Genomic DNA, 21,366 nt, shown 5'->3' with positions numbered 1-21,366 from the left:
ACGACCCCGTCCCGCCTGCACGACCGAAACCTAGGTCTGATCGTGCCCACGGACCCGGGTCGTGCAGGTGTCCCTCGTCGACCGACACACGACGACCGACACACGACGACGGGACTGGGACGATGGGACTGGGTCGGATACACGACCCGGGCACGTCGGGACGACCGACACCCGGGGACGGGCCGTGCATCCGGGAACGGCCCGTGCATCCGGGAACGGGTCGTGCATCCGGGACCACGCCGGGACCAAGGAGGGGCCGGAGACGAGGGACCGGGACCAAGGAGGGACCGGGGATGGGCGTCACCGGGGCTCACAGGTGGGGGGCGACCGCCGTCGCGAAGGCCTCGGCCGTGCGCCGGACCACACGGGCCGGGTCGTCGGCCCAGACGTCGGCATGGAAGATCTCCACCTCGATGTCGCGGTCGTAGCCGGTGTCCTGCACCGCCCGCGTGAGGGTGCCGAAGTCGATCACTCCGTCCCCCGGATAGTGCCGGGAGAGCAGGGGGTCTGCGGCGAGGGGGGTCTTCCAGTCGCACACCTGGTACGTGGCGATGCGCCCCTCCCGTCCGGCCCTGGCGATCTGGTCGAGCACCTGCGGATCCCACCAGATGTGGAACGTGTCGACCGCGGCACCGACCACGGAAGGGTCGAAGTCCGCGGCGATGTCGAGCGCCTGACCGAGGGTGGAGACCACGGCACGGTCGGAGGCGTACATCGGATGCAGCGGCTCGATCGCAAGGGTGACCCCGGCGGCGCGAGCGTCGTCCGCGAGGGCGCCGATGGCGTCGCGGACACGCTCACGCGCCCCGACGAGGTCACGCGACCCCTCGGGCAGACCGCCGGCGACGAGGACGAGCACCGCGGTCGAGCCCTCCGCACCGGCCGCCGCGAGGGTGGCCGCCTCCTCGATCGCCCGGCGGTTGTCGTCGAGCGCGGCGTCACGCTCCGGACCGGGCGGAAGCGTGAAGAAGCCCCCGCGGCAGTGCGTCGTGAAGCGCAGGCCGGAGTCGGTCAGCATGCGGGCGGCGACATCGAGTCCCACCGCCTGCACGGGCTCCCGCCACAGGCCGATGGCCTCGACCCCCGCCGCCGCCGTGACGCGCAGGGCCGTGGCGAGGTCCGCGTGCTTCACGGTGGCCTGGTTGATCGAGAGCCGCGGATGCGGCACGGTCCCGACGCCGGGTGTCCGGGACTCGCGCTCCGCCGCCAGGCTCCGGGGGGCGGTCATGCGTCCACCCCGTTCAGCCGGAGCAGGCCGTGCCATCGCTCCCGGGCGAGCTCCGGCCGCTCCAGGGCGAGCGCCCCGTTCGCCAGCTCGACGATGCGGCTGAGGTGCGGCAGGCTCCGTGCGGAATGCAGCCCCCCGACCATCTGGAACGCGGGCTGATGGCCGTTGAGCCAGGACAGGAAGGCGACCCCGGTCTTGTAGTAGTAAGTCGGTGCCGCGAACACCTGCCGACTCAGCTCCTCCGTCGGGCCGAGGAGGTCGAGGTACCGCTCCGGGTCGTTCGCGTCGAGGGCCTGGATCGCGGCGGAGGCCACCGGGGCGAGCGCGGCGAACGCGCCGAGCAGCGCATCCGAGTGACCGCGCGACGCGGACCCCTCGGGCGCGGCAGCCCCGGTCAGGCTGTCCCCGCCGATGAGGCCGACGTAGTGGAAGTCGTCGCCGGTGAACATGCGCACGCCCTCCGGCAGCCGCTCGCGTACCCACACCTCGGAGTCCGCGTCGAGCAGGCTCATCTTCACCCCGGCGACAGCGGCGCGGTTCTCGCCGATGATGTCGAGCAGCACCCCGGCGGCCTCCTGCCACGCGGGACCACCGCTCCCGGCGGGCGACGAGGGCGCGAAGTAGCCCGCGAGCTCCGGGTCGAACGCGGTGCCGAGCCAGTGCAGCACGACGGGGACCGACGCGCGAGAGAGCACCTCGCGGTAGACGCGGCGATAGTCGTCGGCGGTCTCCGCGACCCGAGCCAGGTGCCGCGAGGCCATGACCACCGGCCCCGCCCCCTGCTCCTCGGCGAAGTGCAGCTGCTCGAGATAGGCGGCGATCACCTGATCGAGCGAGATGCGCTCCTCGTCGACATGATCGGTGTTGACCCCGACCACGACCGTGCCGCCCTCCTCGCGGGCGACCTCGGCGCTGCGGGCGATGAGCTCGCGCACCGCCGCCGCATCCAGCCCCATGTTGCGCTGCGCGGTGTCCATCGCGTCGGCGACGCCGAGACCCCACGAGTACACGTTGCGGCGGAAGGCGAGGGTCGCGTCCCAGTCGATGTCGGCCGGCTGTCCCGGGGTGTTGTCCGCGTGGACCTTCGGGACGACGTGCGCGGCGGCGTAGGCCACCCGGCTGCGGAGCGGGCCCTCCGGCCGCGTGACACCGGCGACCTCGCGGAGCTCCGTGTCGGCGGTGCGGCCGTCGGCGGCGAGCAGGCGGAGGGTGGTCATGCCTCGTCCAGGGTCAGGGGCTCGAGCACGATCTTGCGTCCCTCGGCGCTGGACGCGAGTCCGGCCTCGGCGAACTGGACCCCGCGCGCGCCGGCCAGCAGGTCGAACGGGTAGTCCGTCCCGAGGGCGAACGAGGTGAGGTACTCCTCCCACTGCTGCCGGAAGCCGTTCCGGAACACGTCGTTCGTCGGCACCTGCTGCCAGTCGGCGTCGTAGTCGTGGCTGTCCTCCAGGTCGGGGTTCCACACGGGCTTGGGCGTGGCGTTGCGGGGCTGGATCTTCGCACCGAACAGTCCGACGACCGCGGAGCCGTGCGTGCCGTCGACCTGGAACTCCACGAGCTCGTCGCGGTTCACCCGCACGGTCCACGAGGAGTTGATCTCGGCGATCGCCCCGCCGTCGAGCTCGAAGATGCCGTACGCGGCGTCCTCGGCCGTGGCCGTGTAGTGCTCGCCCTTCTCGTCCCAGCGGTCGGCGATGTGCACCGCGGCCTGCGCGTAGACGCTCTTGACCTCGCCGAACAGGTTCTCCAGCACGTAGTTCCAGTGCGGGAACATGTCGGTGATGATGCCGCCGCCGTCCTCGGTGCGGTAGTTCCAGCTCGGACGCTGCGCGGGCTGCCAGTCGCCCTCGAACACCCAGTAGCCGAACTCGCCCCGGACGGAGAGGATGCGGCCGAAGAAGCCCGAGTCGATGAGACGCTTGAGCTTCTGCAGCCCCGGGAGGTAGAGCTTGTCGTGGACGACGCCGGTCTTCACACCGGCGTCGCGGGCGAGGCGGGCGAGCTCCAGAGCCTCGTCGAGCGACTCGGCCGTGGGCTTCTCGGTGTAGATCGCCTTGCCGGCGGCGATGGCCTTCCGGATCGCGGATGCCCGGGCCTTCGTGACGAGGAAGTCGGCGTAGATCTCCCACTGCGGGTCGGCGAGGGCCGCGTCCAGATCGGTCGTCCAGTCCTCGATGCCGTGCTTCGCCGCCAGTTCGGCCAGCTTGGCCTCGCTGCGTCCGACGAGGATCGGCCGCACGGTCACGCGGCTGCCGTCGGGGAGCTCGATCCCGCCGTCGTCACGGATCGCGAGGATCGACCGCACCAGGTGCTGCCGGTATCCCATGCGCCCGGAGACGCCGTTCATGATGATCCCGATCTCGCGGGTGGGGGCCTGTGCCATCTCGGTCCGTTCCTCTCGGTGGAAGCTGTCGGCGCTGACAGGAGAATGTTGGTAAGCGCTTTCCGAGATCATGGCATGAGACGCTCGACCTCGCAACCGCGCCTAACGCGGAGGGGCCGTGCTCGCCCGCACGTGCAGCGCCGGGGCGACCTCCACGCGCTCGGCGGGCCGGGTGGTCCCCTCGCGCAGCCGATCCCGGAGAAGCTCCACCGCGCGGCGTCCGACGTGCTGCTTGGGCGGCCGCAGCGCGGTGAGCGGAGGGGAGCCGTGCTCCGCGACCTCGTCGTCGTAGGCGATCAGGGAGAGGTCGTCGGGCAGCCGCCAGCCCGCATCCTGCAGATGTTGCTGGAGCAGGAGCGCCTGCGGGTCCGAGTGCACGAGCAGCGCGGTCGTGCCCGTGTCACGGATCTCGGCGAGCACCGAGGACACGACGTCCGCCTGCGCGGGCCCCTCCATCCGGTCCAGCGCCGCATCGCGATCCACGCCCACCGCGAGACCGAGCTCAGCGACCGCCCGCGACCAGCCCTGCCGGAGCCCGGCGGAGGTCGGCGACTGCGGCGACGTGAGCACCCCCACCCGCCGGTGCCCGAGTGCGGCGAGGTGCCCGGCGGCGAGCGCACCCCCGAACGCGTGGTCCGTCGCCACGGTCTGCATCCGGGTGAGGGCGAGCGCGGGCGGGGTCCGGCGCTCGACCAGCACGACGGGAACCGGGAGCGTGTCCAGCCACGAGAGCAGCGCGTGTCCGTCGGCCCCTTGCGTCTCGGGGGCCACGATGAGGCCGTGCACGGTTCCGGATTCCAGGAGCGCCGCGATCTGGCGACGCTGGTCCTGCGCGGCGTAACTGGCCCCGCGGAGCACGAGCTGCACCCCGGTCTCCACCCCGGCGCTCCGGGCGCCGACGACGACCTGCGGCCAGTAGTAGCTCAGCGACGGCACCACCATGCCGATGCGGAACTGCGGCCCGGGAAGGGCAGCGCGGGCGACGGTCGTGTCCAGCGCGCTCCGCAGCACTGCTCCCCCGTGCACCCTGGTCAGCAGTCCGCGGTCCGCCAGCGCGGTGACGTCGCGACGGATGGTGAGCTCGGCCACCCCGAAGTCACGGGCGAGCTCGGCGACGCGCACGGCGCCGGTACGGCGCAGCTCGTCCAGGATGCGCTCGCGGCGGGAGAGGCCGAAACGCGGGGTGGGACGCTCTTCGGTCACACGATCCTCCCGACGTGCCGCACATCTTCGAGGGTGATGCGGGGGATCAGCATCCGGCTGCCTTCCGTGTACGAGTGTGTTCGATCTGGATGGTTCCTGTTCGATCACGTTGCCTGGGCTCGAACGCACAGTCTTCACTGGAACGGCACGCTTCGGCAAGCGCATACCCGAGACCCGCGGAGACTCATGGCCCACCGACCGTTCACCATCGCCGCCCTCTCCACGGAGGCGTGGGACCTCGTGTTCGACGACGCTCGGCGCGCCCGTCTGCGGACGCTCGTGGCCCCCGGCGCCCCGCTGCACACGCCCGCGCTCGACGCGGCCGCCGCGGCCGACCGCGTGTCAGGGATCGAGGTGCTGGTGACGGGCTGGGGCGCCCCCCTCCTGGACGCGGCCCTGCTCGACCGGCTCCCCCGACTCCGCGCGGTGTTCCATGCGGCGGGGAGCGTGCGCGGCGTCGTGTCCGACGCCTTCTGGGAGCGCGACATCCTGCTCACGTCCGCCGCCGAGGCCAACGCGGCCCCCGTCGCCGAGTACACACTCGCGATGATCCTGCTCTCCGGCAAACGCGCCCTCCTCCCGCTCCGCGGGGACGACGCACAGCGCGACCTGCGCATCGGGCCCCGCGTCACCGGCCGCATCGGCAACCTCGACCGCACGGTGGGCATCGTCGGGTTCTCCCGCATCGGGCGCCGCGTCGTCGACCTGCTGCGGCCCTTCCCCGGACTGCAGGTGCTCGTCGCCGACCCGTACGCGGACGCCGAAGAGGTGGCCGCGGCGGGCGCCCGGCTCGTCCCACTCCACGCCCTGCTCCCCGCCGTCGACCTGCTCTCCCTGCACGCACCGGCGCTGCCCGCGACGCGGGGGATGATCGGCCGCGCGCAGCTCGCGGCCCTGCGCGACGGCGCCACCGTGCTCAACACCGCGCGCGGTGCCCTCCTCGATCACGACGCGCTGCTCGCGGAGTGCGCCTCCGATCGCCTCGACGCGATCCTCGACGTCACCGATCCGGAGCCGCTTCCGCCCGACCACCCGCTGCTGCACCTGCCGAACGTCGCGGTCACCCCGCACCTCGCCGGCTCGCTCGGCACCGAGGCGCACCGGCTGGCCGACGCCGCCCTCGACGAGCTCGAGGCGTGGGTGGTCGGCCGTCCGCCTCGACACCCCGTGCACCGCGCCGACCTCGCGCACAGCGCATGACGATCCTCGCGCTGCCTCCGGAAGACCGGGCGCTCTCCCCGCACACGGGATGGACGCGCGCGCACCTGATGACGGTGGCCGATGCCATCCTCGACGGGGCCGCCCGTCATGCGAGCCCGGCGGGCGCGGGCATCCGGTACCCCGGCGCCCCTGGCGGCTTCGGCGCCGCGGTCGACGCGCTCGAGGGCTTCAGCCGCACGTTCCTGCTGGCCGCGTTCCGCATCGCCGGCGACCCACGCGGCACAGAGTCGCTGGCCGAGCGGTATGCCAGAGGGCTGGCGGCAGGTGTCGATCCGGCCGGTGCCGAACGGTGGCCGCGCCCCGACGAGGTCGACCAGGCGAAAGTCGAGGCCGCGGCGCTCGCCCTGGGTCTGCACCTCACCCGCGACACGGTGTGGGCGCGCCTGGACGACAGCGCCCGGACCCGCACCGTGGACTACCTGGCGGCCGTCGTCGGTGGGAGCCATCCGCCGAACAACTGGGCCTGGTTCCGGGTGCTCGTCGAGCAGTTCCTGGAGAGCGTCGGCGGGCCGTCCTCCGACGCGGACCGCGCAGCCGACTTCGCGCTGCTCGACGGCTTCGAGCGGGACGGCGGATGGAGCGCGGACGGCGCCGCCCGATCGTTCGACCACTACGCCGGCTGGGCGCTGTCGTTCTACCCGCTGCTCTGGGCGGACATGGTCGGCGACGAGCCGCGCCACGCGGATCGCATCGCCCGGTATCGCCGGCGGCTGGACGCGTTCCTCGACGACGCGCTGCACCTCGTCGGCGCCGACGGAGGACCACTCATCCAGGGCCGCAGCCTCACCTACCGTTTCGCGACGGCCGCCGCGGCCGGGGTCGCGGCGTTCTCCGGCACCTCGCGGCACGACCCCGGCCTCCTGCGCCGGGCGGTGAGCGGTCAGGTCCGGCACTTCACCGACCGCGGTGCGCCGGATGCGACCGGAGTGCTGCCACTCGGCTGGCACGGCGCCTGGCGTCCGCTCGCCCAGGACTACTCCGGCCCCGGCTCTCCGTACTGGGCGGCGAAGGGTCTCCTGCCGCTCGCCCTGCCCGCGGCGCATCCGTTCTGGACGGCCGTCGAACAGCCCCTGCCGATCGATCGGGGTCCGTTCACCCGCGTCCTCATCGCCCCGGGGTGGCTCGCGACGGGTACCGCGGACGGCATCGTGCGTGTGGTCAACCACGGCACCGACCACCGGATGCCGGGTGCCCACCAGCCGGATGCGCCGTTGTACGCGAAGCTCGGGTACTCGACCGCGACAGCGCCCGTGCTCGCCGGCCCCGGAGTCCGTGATCCGCTCGACGGCACGGTCGCCGTGGTGCGTGGCGGCCGAGCGAGCCATCGCTCCGGCTTCGCGACCGGAGCGCTGCGGAAGGTCGACGACGCCGTGCTCGGCGGCTCCTCCGGCCTCGTGCACTGGCACGACGGCTTCCGCGCGGAGTTCGATGTCGGCGGAGGCGGCGCGGCCGCCGAGACCACGGTCGGCCCCATGGTCGACGTGGTGTCGGCGCTCCGCGGACCGTGGGAGGTGCGGCTCGTGCGGGTCCGGGCGGGCGCGGGGACGGACGGGGTGATCCGCGACGGCGACGTCCTCCGCATCGGCGGCTGGGCGCTGTCCTCCCCGACGGTCGTCGAGACCGGCCCCGCGGTCGTCACCGCCGCCCTCGCCCTCGGCGGCGAGACGCAGAGCCGGGTCATCGGACTCCTCGGAGTCGACGGTGCGACCGCGGGGGTCCGACGGGAACGGGACGCGACCCCGCTCGGCCCGGAGACCGCCACCCCGTGGCTCTCGGCGGCGGTGCGGCCGGACGTCTGGATGGCCGTCGGCGTGCTTCTCGGGAGTTCCCCCGGCGTGCCGCAGCTCGACCTGCAGGCAGGCGACGCGGCGGTGTCCTGGCCGGACGGTGCCACGACACGCTTCCGCCCCGAGGAGTTCCTTCCGCGGGGGTGAGCGTCAGGGGCGTGCCGTACTCGCGCGCTCGACGAGCCGAGTCGGCACCACCACGGGCGCGGCGGGATCGGTCGCCGCCGCGTCGCCCTCCACGGCGGCGATGAGCGCTGTGACCGCCCGCTGCGCGAGCGCCGGGAAGTCCTGGCGGATCGTCGTGAGCGGCGGGAGGAAGTTCGCCGCTTCCGGGATGTCGTCGAAGCCGACCACGCTGACATCGCCGGGGACCGTGCGTCCGGATTCCGCCACCGCGCGCAGCAGCCCGAGCGCCATCTGGTCGTTGGCGCAGAACACCGCCCTCGCCTGGGCCAGGGCCGCCCCCGCGGCGAAGCCGGACTCCGCGCTCCAGTCCCCGCGCACGACCGCCGGAGGCGTGAGACCGGCAGCCGTCAGAGCCTCGCGCCACCCGCGCTCGCGCTCGGCTGCGGCGAACGAGTCCGCCGGTCCCGCGAGGTGGTGGACGGTCTCGTGCCCCGCGGCGAGCAGGTGGCGCGTGGCAGCCTCTGCTCCCGCGGCGTGATCGCTGTGCACCACGATCGCTCCGGCTCCTGCGGGAGCGTCCACGACGACAAGACGCAGCTCCGGCGGCAGAGTGGCGGCAGGGACCAGCGCCGAAGCCTCGTTCAGCACGAGGGCACCGTCGACACCCTGGTCGGCGAGCCGGGCGAACGCCGGGTCCACGCCGTCCGCAGCCGTGACGACCGTGAGCGCATAGCCGCGTTCCGCCGCCGCCTCGGCCGCGGCCTGCAGCATCCGGGAGTTGCCGACCGTGGCCAGGGTGGTCACGACGAGACCGAGGGTGTGGCTGCGACCGGTGCGCAGCGCCCGCGCGGCCCGATGCGGCCGGTACCCCAGTTCGGTCATCGCGGCCTCGACCCGCGCCCGCGTCTGCGGGTCCACGCGCGGACTGCCGTTGACGACGCGGGAGACGGTCTGTCCGGAGACACCGGCTCGCGCCGCCACAGTCGCCATGGACACGCGGGCGGACACCGACGCCGACAGCTTCCGGGCCACGGGATCCTCCGTTCACAACTCCGTCATGTTGACGTTAGCACGCAGCGGCACCTACCATGTTGACGTGAACACGCCCGAATCTCCTGAGTTGCGCACGGAGCGTCTCGGCGCCGGGGTCGTCAAGCGCCCGACCACCCTCGCCGACGGCCGTGAGCTCATCTACTACGACGACCCGGAGACGACCCTCGGCGCGGAACGGTCGGTCGACGCCCGCACCCTCGCCCCTCGACCCGACACCGCGACCATGCGGCTCGACGTTCTCACGGGCGACTGGATCACCGTCGCCGCCAACCGCCAGAACCGCGTGATGATGCCGGGAGCCGACGCCGACCCGCTCGCGCCGCAGACGCCGGCGAATCCGTCCGAGGTGCCGTCCCGGTACGACGTGGCCGTGTTCGAGAACCGCTCCCCCGCATTCGGCCCCGCTCTCGCCGAGCCCGTCGGCACCGCCCCCGGGGCGACGAACCCCCCGCGCGGCCTCGACGACCTCACCGCCCTGGGACTCGGGCGCACCCGCACCGCCGTCGGCCGCTGCGAGGTCGTGTGCTTCAGCCCCGAGCACTCCGGCTCCTTCGGCACCCAGACCGCGACCCGCGCCCGCACCGTGATCGAGGCCTGGGCCGACCGCACCGCCGCTCTGTCCTCCCTGCCCGGGATCCAGCAGGTCTTCCCGTTCGAGAACCGCGGCGAGGCGATCGGCGTGACCCTCCCCCACCCGCACGGGCAGATCTACGCGTACCCCTACGTGACCCCGCGCACCGCCCGGGTGCTGGAATCCGTCGACCGCACCGCACCCGACCTCTTCGCCCGCATCCTCGCCGAGGAGCAGGCGTCCGAGCGGGTGGTGTTCCGCGGCGAGCACTGGACCGCGTTCGTGCCCTTCGCGGCGCGGTGGCCGCTCGAGGTGCACCTCATGCCGCATCGGCACGTGCCCGACCTCGCCGAGACCACGGCGGAGGAGCGCGACGAGCTCGCCCCGCTCTACCTCCGTCTCCTCCGCGGCGTCGACGCGCTCTACGACAGCCCCACCCCGTACATCGCCGCGTGGCACCAGGCTCCGGTCCACGTCGGCCGCGAGAGCGTGCGCCTGCACCTGCAGCTCACGAGCCCCCGCCGCGCCGCCGACAAGCTCAAGTTCCTCGCGGGCTCCGAGGCCGCGATGTGGGCCTGGGCCGCCGAGGTCGCCCCCGAGCAGGGGGCCGCCCGACTCCGCGAGGCCCTCGCTCGCGCCGACCAGGAAGCCTCCGCATGACCTCCGCACACGACGCCGCCGTCGACCTCTTCGCCGCCCTCGCCGGGCGCACGCCGGACGGCGTCTGGTCCGCCCCGGGGCGCGTGAACCTCATCGGCGAGCACACCGACTACAACGACGGCTTCGTGCTGCCGTTCGCGATCCCGCAGCGCACGGTCGCCGCCGTCCGCCACCGTGCCGACCGACGGCTCCGCGTCGCCTCGACCTTCGCGGACGAGCCGGTCGAGATCGCTCTCGACGACCTCGACCGCCTCTTCCCCACCCCGCCCGGCACGGCGCCCGCGGTGCCGGAGTGGGCGGCGTACCCGCTCGGCGTCGCCTGGGCCCTCCGTGCGGCCGCCCCCGCGACCGCGGCCTCCGGCCTGGACATCGCGATCGCCTCCGACGTCCCGGTCGGGGCCGGGCTCTCGTCGTCCGCCGCGATCGAGGGCGCGACGGCCACGGCACTGAACGAGCTCTGGGACGCCGGCCTCGACGCGGTCGCCCTCGCCCGGATCGGACGCACGGCGGAGAACGAGGCCGTCGGCGCGCCCACCGGCATCATGGACCAGATGGCCTCGATGCTCGGGGAGCCCGACGCCGCGATCTTCCTCGACTGCCGCTCTCTCGCCGCCGACGTCGTGCCGCTGGGCATGGCCGACGCCGGCCTCGCGGTGCTCGTGATGGACACCCGCGTCACGCACGCGCACTCCACCGGCGGCTACCGGGAACGCCGCGCCGCATGCGAACGCGGAGCCGCGATCCTCGGAGTGCCCGCGCTGCGCGACGTCGCCGTGGCCGACCTCGCCCGCGCCGAGAGCCTGATGGACGACATGACCTTCCGCCGCGTGCGCCACATCGTCACGGAGAACCAGCGCGTGCAGGACACGGTGGCGACGCTGCGCACCGCGGGCGCACGCGGCATCGGCGACCTCCTCGTCGCGTCCCACGCGTCGATGCGCGACGACTTCGAGATCTCGACGCCGGAGCTCGACGCCGCGGTGGAGACCGCCCTCACCTCGGGGGCGGTGGGTGCGCGCATGACCGGCGGCGGCTTCGGCGGCGCCGCGATCGCCCTCGTCGACCGCGGTGCCGTGCCTCACCTCGCCGACGCGGTGCGGGGGCGGTTCGCCGCCGAGGGCTTCGTCGCCCCGCACCTGTTCGAGGTCAGCCCGTCCGCAGGTCCGCGCCGCGACGCCTGACACAATGAAGGGTCGAGCCGCCACCGCCGCGGCAGGAGAGGAACGCATGTCCTGGATCGTCACCGGCGGCGCCGGCTACATCGGTGCCCACGTCGTCCGCGCTCTCGCAGAGGCCGGTCTCTCCCCCGTCGTCCTGGACGACCTCTCCAGCGGCGTCGCCTCCTTCGTGCCGGAGGGCGTGCCCTTCGTGCAGGGCAGCATCCTCGACCGCGCCCTCGTCGAGGAGACCCTGCGCACGCACGAGGCGGAGGGCGTGATCCACGTCGCGGGCTACAAGTACGCCGGCGTCTCGGTCCAGCGCCCGCTGCACACCTACGCCCAGAACGTCGAGGGGACGCGGATCATCCTCGAGGCGATGGCGGCGGCGGGCGTCGCGAACATCGTCTTCTCCTCTTCGGCGGCCGTGTTCGGCACCCCGGACGTCTCCCTCGTCGTCGAGGACACCGCCAAGAGGCCCGCGAGCCCCTACGGCGAGTCGAAGCTCATCGGCGAATGGCTGCTCCGCGACCAGGCGATCGCCACCGCCGACTCCGACCGCCCGCTGCGTCACACCTCGCTGCGGTACTTCAACGTCGTCGGCTCGGCCGACCCGACGGTCTACGACGTCAGCCCGCACAACCTCTTCCCCATCGTCTTCGAGGCGCTGATCGAGGGCCGCACCCCGAAGATCTTCGGCGACGACTACGACACCCCTGACGGCACGAACGTGCGCGATTACGTGCACGTCGGCGACATCGCCGCCGCCCACGTCGCCGCAGCGCAGCGCCTGGCCTCCGGCGCACCGATCGAGCCCGCGTACAACCTCGGCTCCGGCGACGGCCTCAGCGTGAAGCAGATCATGGATGCGGTCGCCCGCGTCACCGGCATCGACTTCACCCCCGAGGTCGGCCCTCGCCGCCCCGGCGACCCGGATCGGATCGTGGCGACCGGCGAACTCGCGGCGCGCGACCTCGACTGGACCATGCGCTACACCGTCGACGAGATGGTGCGCACGGGCTGGGAGGCCCGCCGCGCCGCCGGCTGACCTCAGAGGTCGCGCGTGCGGATGGGGTAGAGCCAGAAGCACAGCCATCCGACCGCGGTGAAGCCCAGGGGGATGACCGCCAGCATCAGCCGGATGCCGCCGTCGACGGCCTCCAGCTGCGCGTCGCCGAGCCCGGCGTCGAAGCCCGTCGCGGTCAGCACAGCCGCGGCGACGATCGCCTGGAGGACCACGGAGCCGCGCACGACGAACCCGTTCACGCCGAAGTACGCACCCTCGCGACGGTGGCCCGTGCGATGCGCGTCGTCGTCGATGATCTGGGCGAGCACGACCTCGAGGAGCTGCAGCAGCCCGCCGACGCCGACGCCGACCGCCACCCCGACGAGAGCCGCCGCCCCCACCGACGTCGGGACCAGGTAGCCGAGCACCGCGACCCCGAACACCGCGACGCTCCACAGCAGCGCCGTGCGCGGGGAGGTGCGCCGGACCACCGCGCTCCACAGCACGATCGACGGGATGGCCGTGAGGAAGATGGCGCCGAGCAGGAGGCTGCCCTCGCCCTCGGCCGCCCCCAGCGAGTAGCGGACGTAGAACGGGACGGCGGCGAGGATCACGGCGATCGAGGTCTGCACGCAGAGCGAGCCCAGCACGTACGGCACGAAGGCGCGGTTGCGGAACGTGTAGACGAGCTGGTCCCGCCAGCGCATGGCCTCGGAGGCGGCCTCGGGCACCCGGCGCTCGATCATCCCGCCGAGGAACGACCACACGAGCAGCACGAGACAGACGCCGGACAGCACGAGGGCCATCCCGGGCCAGCCGATCGCGTCGTAGAGCGCGGGGGCTCCTGCCGTGCCGAGCACCATGCCGAGGATCGCGAAGATCTGCCGCGGCACGTTCCCGCGGGCGCGCTCCTCCGTGGTGCGGAAGATCTCCGGGAACAGCGCCGAGATGTTCAGCACCACCACGACGAAGGCGATGTCGTAGACCGCGACGACCACGAGGAACCACACGATGAGCCCGGCCGCCGGGAGCGCGGGCGGCATCCAGACGAGGGCGAACGCGACGACGAGCGGCACGATGCCGAGCCCGATCCACGGGATGCGGCGGCCCCACGGCGTGCGGATCCGGTCGGAGAGCGCCCCGACGACAGGGTTGAGCGCCGCGTTGAGGATGCCGTGGGCGATCATCGCCGCCGCCACCCACCCCGCGGGGACGGCGAGGTGCGAGACGTAGAAGTACACGACGAACGCCGAGAACGTCTGCGTCATCAGCTGCGTCGGGAACCCGGAGGCTCCGAAGGCGATGGTCTGGGAGCGGGTGGGAGCGGCGTCGAGACGGCGGTCGCGCAGCCGTTCGCCGAGCGCCGTCACCGGGCGTCTCCCCGCTGCAGCTCCCGCAGCGCGCGCCAGCCGACGCGGACCAGACCCTCCTCGACGATCGTCTGCTGCACGAGCGGGTCGTCGAGCAGCCGCAGCTCGTAGCCGCGTTTGGCCGCCGCGAAGTCCACCGCGGCGCGCAGCTCCTCGCCGTCGGCCATCGGATGCAGGTAGATCTCGGTGACACCGGGCGGGACGGCGCGCAGCACCGCGAGGAACCCGTCTCGGACCTGCTCGTACGACTCCTCATCGGCGGTGCCCTCGCCGCGCAGCTCGAACGGGTGCGTCCAGAGCCGATCGACGATCTCCACGCCGAAGGCATCCGCCACCGCCGCCGCCTCGGTGAGCTTCGCCTGCAGCATCGGATCGGCGTCCGCTCCCTCCATCTCGCGGGGCAGGCGGAAGGGGAGGCCGTGCCGGGCGGCGAGGTCGAAGACGGCGCGCAGGAAGTCCCGGCCGGTCAGCAGCCCGTAGACGGAGCCCATGTGGTTGTCGAGGTGGGTCACGTCGACGCCGGCATCGAGCGCCGCCTGCAACTGCGCGGCTATCTCGGCGGCGACATCCTCCTCCGACGCGTGCTGCTCCACGGTCGCGACGTCGGCGGGGAAGAAGCCGTCGGCGTCGACGAGGGTCGACGAGCCCGCGGTGAGCGGACGCCACCGGTATCGGCGCCACTCGCTCGTGAGGACGAGGTGCACGCCCACGTCGAGGTCCGGGTGCGCGGCGGCGAAGGCGAGTGCTTCCGGGGACCAGGCGCAGGGCACCATCACCGTCGCCGAGTCGATCCGCTCGCGGAGGAGGAGTCCGGAGATCGCCGCGTTCGCGGCATGGCACATCCCGAAGTCGTCGGCGTTGAGGATGACCGCCCTGGCACCGGACGGCAGCCCGAGTCGGTCGGCGAGAGCGGAGGAGGCGGTCATGGCGTGTCCTGTCGGGCGGTCAGCGGCCGGTGGCGGGTGCGCGGGAGGGTGTGAGGATCCGGGTGAAGACGTCGGCGCGGAGCGCGGAGGCCGCCTCACCCACAGCTCCGACGAGCGGCGCCTCCGGACCGAACGCCGAGGCGAGGAAACGGAGCGGCAGCTGCGCGGCGAACTCGTCCGCGACCCGCTCGATCGCATCCAGGAGCGCCGGGTGCACCGCCTCCCCGCCGAGGATGAAGGCCTCGGGATCGAGCACGAGGGCGACGCTGCCCGCCGCGAGGAAGAGCCGTCGTCCGATCTCCGCGACGAGGGCCTGCGCCGCCTCGTCTCCGCGTTGCGCCGCCTCCAGGTGGGCGAGGAAAGGCGCGTCGACATCCAGTCCGAGCCCGAGGGCGAGGTCGCGCACCACCGCGGCGCCCGCGACCGGGGCGCCGATGGGCACCGGCGTCTGCGGGAGGTACATCACCTCGCCCGCCACTCCCGAGAACCCGCGATGCAGCGCCCCGTCGATCACGATGCCGGCGCCGAGGTCGTCGTCGAGCAGCAGCAGCGCGAAACTCGCGAGGTCGATGCCGACGCCGGTGGTCGACTCGGCGAGCGCGGCGAGGTTGACGTCGTTCTCGACGCGGACCGGGCAGTCGAGGGCTGCCGCGAGAGCCGAGCGGAAGGCGCCGCCGTCCGGTCCCTGGTCGTCGCGGATCGCACCGTCCGACGCGACGATGCCGGGCACTCCGACGACGGCGAGGTGGAGCGCGCCCTTCACGGATCGGCGGCAGGCCGCGACGAGGGCGGCGATGTGCGCGACCCGGTCCTCGCCCGCGGGGAAGGCGCCGTGCCGTTCGGCTCTGATGGTGCCGGTCGCGTCGACGAGGACGACGTGGGCGGCGTGATGGTCCACGTGCACGGCCGCCGCGACCCCGAGGGCGGGGTGCAGAGCGACCCGGCCCGCCGCCGGTCCGCGGGTGTCGCGGTCGACCCCGGCCGCAGTGACGGCTCCCGCGGCGTCGAGCATCCGCAGTACCTGGGTCACGGCCGTGCGGGAGAGGCCGGTCGCCGCCATGAGCTCGGCCCTGGTCTGCGGTCCGCTCCGGGCGAGGCGCTCGAGGATCGCGCGGCCGTTGAGCGTGCGGAGCAGGGTCTGCGGTCCTGCGAGGGGTCGTGACATGCGGCGGAACCTCTGGGGGGTCGATTCTCGTGCGGAGTCGGTGCCCGCCAGCCTGCCACATCGCGTCGCACCCGTCGACCCGTCCTTCCCGGCTGCGTCGCCTGCACGACCCGGGCACGGCCGCACGACAGAACCCGGGATTCCTCCCCACAGACGCACCCGTGTCGTGCAGGTGTGACCGGGGAACCCGGAAGGACGTCGGCGGGCCCGCATAGGGTGGAGGGATGACGCCCCTGGTGATCCGAGACGCCGTCGCCGACGATGCCGAGGCCGTGGCCGGAGTGCACGTGCGGTCGTGGCAGGCGGCCTACGAGGGCCTCATCGACCAGGAGGTGCTGGACGGGCTGTCCGTCTCGGAACGGGCCGACGGGTGGCGCCGCATCTTCGCCGATCCGTTGCCCACGAGCCTCGGAACCCTGGTCGCGGAGCGCGACGGCACCGTCGTCGGCTGGGCGTCGTTCGGCTCTGGTCGCGACCCCGACGGCTTGGACGATGCCGAGCTGTACGGCATCTACGCCGACCCGACCGCGTGGTCGACGGGGGCGGGGCATGCCCTCCTCGACGCCGCCGAGCAGCGCATGATCGATGCCGGCCACACCCGCGCCTACCTCTGGGTCCTCGACGGCAACGACCGCGCCGACGGCTTCTACGCCCGGCACGGGTGGGAGCTCGACGGGGCCACGAAGATCGATCAGCGCCCGCAGTTCACGCTCCGGGAGCACCGCCGCGTCAAGCTCCTCGCCCTGCGCTGAACGACCGCCGCGTCAGTCGAGCGCGCTCATCACGTGCTTGATCCGGGTGTAGTCGTCGAAGCCGTACTGCGACAGGTCCTTCCCGTATCCGGAGTGCTTGAACCCGCCGTGCGGCATGTCCGACACGAACGGGATGTGGGTGTTGATCCAGACGCAGCCGAAGTCCAAGTCGCGGGAGAAGCGCATGGCCCTGGTGTGCTCCCGCGTCCACACCGAGGCGGCGAGCGCGTACGGCACGTCGTTCGCCATCGTGAGCGCCTCCTCCTCGGTATCGAAGGGCTGCACGGTGAGCACGGGTCCGAAGATCTCGCCCTGCACGACCTCGTCGTCCTGCTGCACGCCGGTCACGATGGTCGCCTCCCAGAAGTAACCGCGGTCGCCCTGCCGCCTCCCACCGGTGGCGATGGTCGCGTGCGCCGCAAGCCGGTCGATGAAGCCCTGCACCTGAGCGAGTTGGGCCGCGCTGCTCAGCGGTCCGTACAGCACGCCCTCTTCGTCCGGCACCCCGGTCCGCGCGTGCGTGCGGGTCCGCTCCACCAGTGCGGCGACGAGCTCGTCGTGCATCGACGCGTGCACGAGCACCCGGGTCGCCGCGGTGCAGTCCTGACCCGCGTTGAAGAAGGCCCCGGTGACGATGCCCTCGACCGCCTTCTCGATCGACGCGTCCGGGAAGACGATCGCGGGCGCCTTGCCGCCGAGCTCCAGGTGCACGCGCTTGACGTCGTCGGCCGCGGAGCGGGCCACGGCCATCCCCGCGCGCACCGAGCCGGTGATCGCCACCATCTGCGGTGTCGGATGCTCGACGAGGGCCGCTCCGGTCTCGCGGTCGCCGAGCACGACGTTGAGGGTGCCCGCGGGGGTGTGCGCGGCGACGATCTCCGCGAGCAGCAGCGTGGTGAGCGGCGTGGACTCGGCCGGCTTCAGCACGACGGTGTTGCCGGCGGCGAGCGCGGGAGCGATCTTCCACACCGCCATGTTCAGGGGGTAGTTCCACGGCGTCACCTGCCCGATCACGCCGATCGGCTCCCGGCGCACGAAGGAGGTGTGCCCGGGGAGGTACTCCGCGGCGGCTCGACCCTCGAGGCTCCGCGCGGCCCCGGCGAAGAACCGCAGCTGGTCCACCGACTGCAGGATCTCGTCGGCGACGAGCGTCGCCCGCGGCTTGCCGGTGTCCTTCGACTCGAGGTCGGCGAACTCCTCGGCCCGCGCGGCCATGTCCTCGGCGATGCGGAACAGGGCGAGTTGGCGCGCAGACGGCGGGGTGTCCCGCCAGGTCGGGAACGCCGCCGCGGCCGCGGCATACGCGGCATCCACGTCGGTGCGGTCGGAGATCGGGATCTCGCCGTAGGCTTCCTCCGTCACCGGATCGATGAGCGGCAGGCGCCCGCTCCCCGATGCGGTGACGGCGCGACCGCCGATGAAGTTCTGCAGGGGCACGGTCATCGTCGACGGTGAGGACATAGCGCCATGGTAGCCATCCGAGCGCGGAATCTGTAGCTTTTCGTCCACAGATCGACGGAATCAGTTGCGCAGGGCGGGTCAGAATGTCACGATCGGTACATGAGTCCGAAGACGCCTCCCCCCGCCCTCGACGACATCTCGAAGCGCATCGTCGAGCTGCTGCAGGAGGACGGGCGGCGTCCCTATGCGGAGATCGCCCGCGAAGTCGGGCTCAGCGAGGCCGCGGCCCGCCAGCGCGTGCAGCGCCTGACCGAATCGGGCCTGATCCAGATCGTCGCCGTGACCGACCCGCTGCAGCTCGGCTTCCACCGCATGTCGATGATCGGGATCCGGGTGTCCGGCGACCCCCGCGCGATCGCGGAGGAGCTCACGGCGATCCCCGAGCTGGCGTACGTCGTCGTCACCCTCGGGACGTTCGACATCCTCGTCGAGGCGGTGTGCGAGGACGACGACCATCTGCTCGACCTCATCGCCACCCGCATCCGCACCATCCCCGGCATCATCCAGACGGAGAGCCTGCTCTACGCCGGCCTCTACAAAGACCTCTACAACTGGGGAACGCGCTGACGCGCTCCCCTCGCATCGGAGTGAACATGGGCACCACGGTCTTCGAACGCCGTCGTCCTTCGCAGTCCGTCGTCGACGACGCCCTGCGCGACACGGCCCTGTCGGTCTTCTGGCTCGACGACGTCGAGCGGCCCGCGCATCCGCCGCTGCGCGGCACCGTGCACACGGACCTCGTGGTCGTCGGCGGCGGCTACACCGGGCTCTGGACGGCCGTGCGCGCGAAGGAGCGGGATCCGGAGCGGAAGGTGGTCCTCCTGGAGGCATCCCGAGTGGCCTGGGCGGCATCCGGGCGCAACGGCGGCTTCTGCGAGTCCAGCCTCACGCACGGCCACGAGAACGGCGTGAACCGCTGGCCCGAGGAGATCGACCGCCTCGAGGAGCTGGGCCACGAGAACCTCGACGGCATCGCCGAGACCGTGCGGCGGTACGACATGGATGCCGAGTTCGAGCGGACGGGCCAGCTCGCGGTCGCCGTGGAGCCGCATCAGGTCGAGTGGCTGCGCGAGGAGGAGGGCTTCCTCGACCGCGAGGCGGTGCAGGCGGAAGTGCATTCCCCCACGTTCCTCGCCGGCGCGTGGGACCGGGAAGGCAGCGCTCTCGTGCACCCCGCGAAATTGGGCCTGGAGCTCGCACGGGTGGCCGTCGAGCTCGGCGTGGAGATCCACGAGCACAGCCTCGTCCGGCGGATCGAGGGCGCGGACTCCGGTCCGGTGACCCTCGTCACGGAGCACGGCCGGGTGACCGCCGACGAGGTGGCGCTCGCGACGAACGTGTTCCCCTCGCTCCTGAAGCGCAACCGCCTCATGACGGTCCCGGTGTACGACTACGTGCTGATGACGGAGCCGCTGTCGGCGGAGCAGCTCGCGTCCATCGGCTGGCGCAACCGCCAGGGGCTCGCCGACAGCGCCAACCAGTTCCACTACTACCGGCTCACCGCGGACGACCGGATCCTGTTCGGCGGCTACGACGCGGTGTACCACTTCGGCGGCAAGGTGCGCCCCGCCTACGAGGACCGGATGGAGAGCCACCGGCGCCTGGCCTCGCACTTCTTCACCACCTTCCCGCAGCTCGCCGGCCTCCGCTTCACGCACCGCTGGGCCGGCGCCATCGACTCCTCCAGCCGATTCTGCGCATTCTTCGGCACCGCCCGCGGCGGTCGGGTCGCCTACGCCACGGGGTTCACCGGCCTCGGGGTCGGCGCCGCCCGGTTCGCGGCCGATGTCATGCTCGACAAGCTCGACGGCGAGGAGACCGAACGCACGCAGCTGCGGATGGTGCGCGAGAAGCCGATCCCGTTCCCGCCGGAGCCCGCCGCGTCCGTCGGCATCAACCTCGTCCGCGCCGCGATGGACAGGGCCGACCACAACGAGGGGCGCCGCAACCTGTTCCTGAAGACGCTCGACGCCCTCGGCATGGGCTTCGACTCGTGACCACGCTCACCCCAGGAGCCGTCGTCGACGCGGGGAACCTCGCGCTGACGCACGCCCCGCTGCCCGACGAGGACGTCCGCGACGGCGCGCCGACCACGGCCTACACGGTGCTCGACGATGCCGGCGGGATCGAGATCGGCGTCTGGGAGATGACGCCGGGCACGGCGGTGGACGTCGAGGAGGACGAGGTGTTCGTCGTGCTCTCCGGTCGCGCGACCGTGGCGTTCACCGCACCCGCGCTCCCGCCCGTGGGACTCGGCCCAGGGTCCGTGATGCGGCTCACGGCCGGCATGCGGACGGTCTGGACCGTGAGCGCGACCCTGCGGAAGGTCTCGATCGGGATCTGACGGCTCGTGCCGAGCGCGTCCCACTCAGGCCCGGCGGACCTCCGCGTGCGGGATGCGTGCGGCCATGACCCGCACCGCTTCCGGGTTGTCGTCCACGAGCACCGCCTCCCGACCGAGTGCGGAGGCCACCGCTCCGGTCGTGCCGCTGCCGGCGAAGAGGTCGAGCACCCGATCGCCCGGTCGGCTGGACGCGGTCACGATGCGCCGGAGGATGCCCTCGGGCTTCTGCGTCGGATAGCCCGTCTTCTCCCGTCCGGTCGTCGGGACGATCGTGTGCCACCAGACGTCGGTCGGGAGCTTGCCTCGTGCCGCCTTCTCCGCGGTCACCAGCCCCGGAGCCATGTACGGCTCCCGGTCGACGTCGTCGGAGTTGAACACGTACGTCCGCGGGTTCTTCACGTACACCAGGATCGTGTCGTGCTTGGTGGGCCACCGCCGCCGGGATTTCGCGCCGTAGTCGTACGCCCAGATGAGCTCGTTGAGGAAGCAGTCCCGGCCGAACACCGCGTCGAGCATGACCTTCGCGTAGTGCGCCTCGCGGTAGTCGAGGTGCAGGTACAGGGTGCCGTCGTCGGCGAGCAGCCGCCAGGCCTCCTCCAGCCGCGGCATGAGGAAGGCGCCGTAGTCGTCGAAGCTGTCGTCGTACGCGCGCAGCATGCCGCGCACCCGCTCGTACCGATGTCCGTGGAAGCCGTGCCGCACCTCCGGCCCGCCGACCGCGTGTTCAGAACTCAGGAGATCCGACGCGGTTTCGGCCGGTTGGGAGCTGCCCCCGTCCGGATCCGCCGATTCTTCCGGAGTTGTGAACGTGCGGCGGGCGGTGACCACCTGCCGCTCCCGCACTCTTCCGGTGTTGAACGGCGGGTCGAGGTAGACGAGCGTGAAGGACCCGGACGGCAGGGTCGCCGCGACGGCGAGGTTGTCCCCCTCGATCACCGACACCCGCCCCGGGA

19 protein-coding genes are annotated in these 21,366 nt (G+C 72.7%); 9 read left to right on the top strand and 10 right to left on the bottom strand.

The genetic code is table 11. The annotated features are described in order from the left end of the window. Positions 1-310: 310 nt before the first annotated feature. The 4 genes from AB0N68_RS08285 to AB0N68_RS08270 all read right to left on the bottom strand — a co-directional run bounded on the left by AB0N68_RS08285 (position 311) and on the right by AB0N68_RS08270 (position 4,814). Positions 311-1,228 carry a sugar phosphate isomerase/epimerase family protein gene (locus AB0N68_RS08285; RefSeq protein ID WP_292794943.1) on the bottom strand — a complete coding sequence of 306 codons (918 nt, stop codon included), beginning with the start codon at positions 1,226-1,228 and terminating at the stop codon, positions 311-313. Continuing rightward, the gene (locus AB0N68_RS08280; protein WP_292794945.1) at positions 1,225-2,445 is read right to left on the bottom strand and encodes a DUF993 family protein; all 1,221 of its coding nucleotides are present in this window, start codon (positions 2,443-2,445) and stop codon (positions 1,225-1,227) included. Before AB0N68_RS08280 ends, AB0N68_RS08285 begins: the two co-directional genes overlap by 4 nt. Further along, positions 2,442-3,611, bottom strand: coding sequence for a Gfo/Idh/MocA family protein (locus AB0N68_RS08275; RefSeq protein ID WP_280567301.1), 1,170 nt, complete (start codon positions 3,609-3,611; stop codon positions 2,442-2,444). Before AB0N68_RS08275 ends, AB0N68_RS08280 begins: the two co-directional genes overlap by 4 nt. Positions 3,612-3,713: 102 nt before the next feature. Beyond that, a complete protein-coding gene (locus AB0N68_RS08270; protein WP_292794948.1) occupies positions 3,714-4,814 on the bottom strand; it encodes a substrate-binding domain-containing protein in 1,101 nt (366 codons plus the stop codon). Positions 4,815-5,000: 186 nt separating this feature from the next. Here AB0N68_RS08270 and AB0N68_RS08265 point away from each other — a divergent pair, with 186 nt between their 5' ends. Both AB0N68_RS08265 and AB0N68_RS08260 read left to right on the top strand, forming a co-directional pair. Beyond that, positions 5,001-6,014: a hydroxyacid dehydrogenase gene (locus tag AB0N68_RS08265; protein WP_313366537.1), complete on the top strand. Its 1,014-nt coding sequence runs from the start codon at positions 5,001-5,003 to the stop codon at positions 6,012-6,014. After that, positions 6,011-7,969: a DUF2264 domain-containing protein gene (locus AB0N68_RS08260; protein WP_313366536.1), complete on the top strand. Its 1,959-nt coding sequence runs from the start codon at positions 6,011-6,013 to the stop codon at positions 7,967-7,969. Before AB0N68_RS08265 ends, AB0N68_RS08260 begins: the two co-directional genes overlap by 4 nt. 3 nt (positions 7,970-7,972) lie before the next feature. Here the strand turns inward: AB0N68_RS08260 and AB0N68_RS08255 are convergent, their stop codons facing one another. Then, positions 7,973-8,938, bottom strand: coding sequence for a LacI family DNA-binding transcriptional regulator (locus AB0N68_RS08255; protein WP_313366570.1), 966 nt, complete (start codon positions 8,936-8,938; stop codon positions 7,973-7,975). 106 nt (positions 8,939-9,044) lie between these two features. Between AB0N68_RS08255 and galT the strand changes: the two genes are divergently transcribed. Genes galT through galE form a run of 3 tightly spaced genes read left to right on the top strand, consistent with a single transcriptional unit; the run spans position 9,045 to position 12,437 of the window. After that, complete coding sequence (gene galT, locus AB0N68_RS08250; protein WP_313366535.1) at positions 9,045-10,232, top strand: galactose-1-phosphate uridylyltransferase; 1,188 nt, start codon at positions 9,045-9,047, stop codon at positions 10,230-10,232. Next, positions 10,229-11,413, top strand: coding sequence for a galactokinase (gene galK / locus AB0N68_RS08245; protein ID WP_313366534.1), 1,185 nt, complete (start codon positions 10,229-10,231; stop codon positions 11,411-11,413). The genes galT and galK overlap by 4 nt, the downstream gene beginning before the upstream one ends. Before the next feature lie 46 nt (positions 11,414-11,459). Next, positions 11,460-12,437 carry a UDP-glucose 4-epimerase GalE gene (gene galE, locus AB0N68_RS08240; RefSeq protein WP_292797446.1) on the top strand — a complete coding sequence of 326 codons (978 nt, stop codon included), beginning with the start codon at positions 11,460-11,462 and terminating at the stop codon, positions 12,435-12,437. Positions 12,438-12,439: 2 nt separating this feature from the next. Here galE and AB0N68_RS08235 read toward each other — a convergent pair whose 3' ends face one another. From AB0N68_RS08235 to AB0N68_RS08225, 3 genes are read right to left on the bottom strand one after another with little or no spacing between them, the layout of a single operon-like run. Next, positions 12,440-13,765: an MFS transporter gene (locus tag AB0N68_RS08235; protein WP_292797443.1), complete on the bottom strand. Its 1,326-nt coding sequence runs from the start codon at positions 13,763-13,765 to the stop codon at positions 12,440-12,442. Next, complete coding sequence (locus AB0N68_RS08230; RefSeq protein ID WP_292797440.1) at positions 13,762-14,691, bottom strand: polysaccharide deacetylase family protein; 930 nt, start codon at positions 14,689-14,691, stop codon at positions 13,762-13,764. The genes AB0N68_RS08235 and AB0N68_RS08230 overlap by 4 nt, the downstream gene beginning before the upstream one ends. Positions 14,692-14,710: 19 nt before the next feature. After that, a complete protein-coding gene (locus AB0N68_RS08225) occupies positions 14,711-15,856 on the bottom strand; it encodes an ROK family protein (RefSeq protein WP_187662465.1) in 1,146 nt (381 codons plus the stop codon). Positions 15,857-16,080: 224 nt separating this feature from the next. Here AB0N68_RS08225 and AB0N68_RS08220 point away from each other — a divergent pair, with 224 nt between their 5' ends. After that, positions 16,081-16,608, top strand: a complete 528-nt coding sequence (locus AB0N68_RS08220; RefSeq protein WP_268777081.1) for a GNAT family N-acetyltransferase — start codon at positions 16,081-16,083, stop codon at positions 16,606-16,608. Between the two features lie 12 nt (positions 16,609-16,620). On the opposite strand, the gene AB0N68_RS08215 is transcribed toward AB0N68_RS08220, so the two are convergent. Further along, the gene (locus tag AB0N68_RS08215) at positions 16,621-18,069 is read right to left on the bottom strand and encodes a gamma-aminobutyraldehyde dehydrogenase (RefSeq protein WP_280567277.1); all 1,449 of its coding nucleotides are present in this window, start codon (positions 18,067-18,069) and stop codon (positions 16,621-16,623) included. A 99-nt stretch (positions 18,070-18,168) separates the two neighbouring features. Between AB0N68_RS08215 and AB0N68_RS08210 the strand changes: the two genes are divergently transcribed. Genes AB0N68_RS08210 through AB0N68_RS08200 form a run of 3 tightly spaced genes read left to right on the top strand, consistent with a single transcriptional unit; the run spans position 18,169 to position 20,413 of the window. Continuing rightward, positions 18,169-18,636, top strand: a complete 468-nt coding sequence (locus AB0N68_RS08210) for an Lrp/AsnC family transcriptional regulator (RefSeq protein ID WP_025105441.1) — start codon at positions 18,169-18,171, stop codon at positions 18,634-18,636. Between the two features lie 26 nt (positions 18,637-18,662). Further along, positions 18,663-20,066 (top strand): NAD(P)/FAD-dependent oxidoreductase, encoded by a 1,404-nt coding sequence (locus tag AB0N68_RS08205; protein ID WP_280567274.1) that lies wholly within the window; start codon positions 18,663-18,665, stop codon positions 20,064-20,066. Beyond that, on the top strand, positions 20,063-20,413 hold the full coding sequence (locus tag AB0N68_RS08200) for a cupin domain-containing protein (protein WP_280567272.1): 351 nt from the start codon (positions 20,063-20,065) through the stop codon (positions 20,411-20,413). The genes AB0N68_RS08205 and AB0N68_RS08200 overlap by 4 nt, the downstream gene beginning before the upstream one ends. 24 nt (positions 20,414-20,437) lie before the next feature. Here AB0N68_RS08200 and AB0N68_RS08195 read toward each other — a convergent pair whose 3' ends face one another. Continuing rightward, positions 20,438-21,355, bottom strand: a complete 918-nt coding sequence (locus AB0N68_RS08195; RefSeq protein ID WP_187664232.1) for a DNA-methyltransferase — start codon at positions 21,353-21,355, stop codon at positions 20,438-20,440. Between the last annotated feature and the right edge of the window lie 11 nt (positions 21,356-21,366).

Origin of the sequence: Microbacterium meiriae (assembly GCF_040685015.1) — a bacterium.
In the GTDB taxonomy this organism is placed as follows: Bacteria; Actinomycetota; Actinomycetes; order Actinomycetales; family Microbacteriaceae; genus Microbacterium; species Microbacterium meiriae.
Note: the sequence above shows the minus strand (reverse complement) of the source record. Positions and strands in the feature narration are given on the sequence as shown.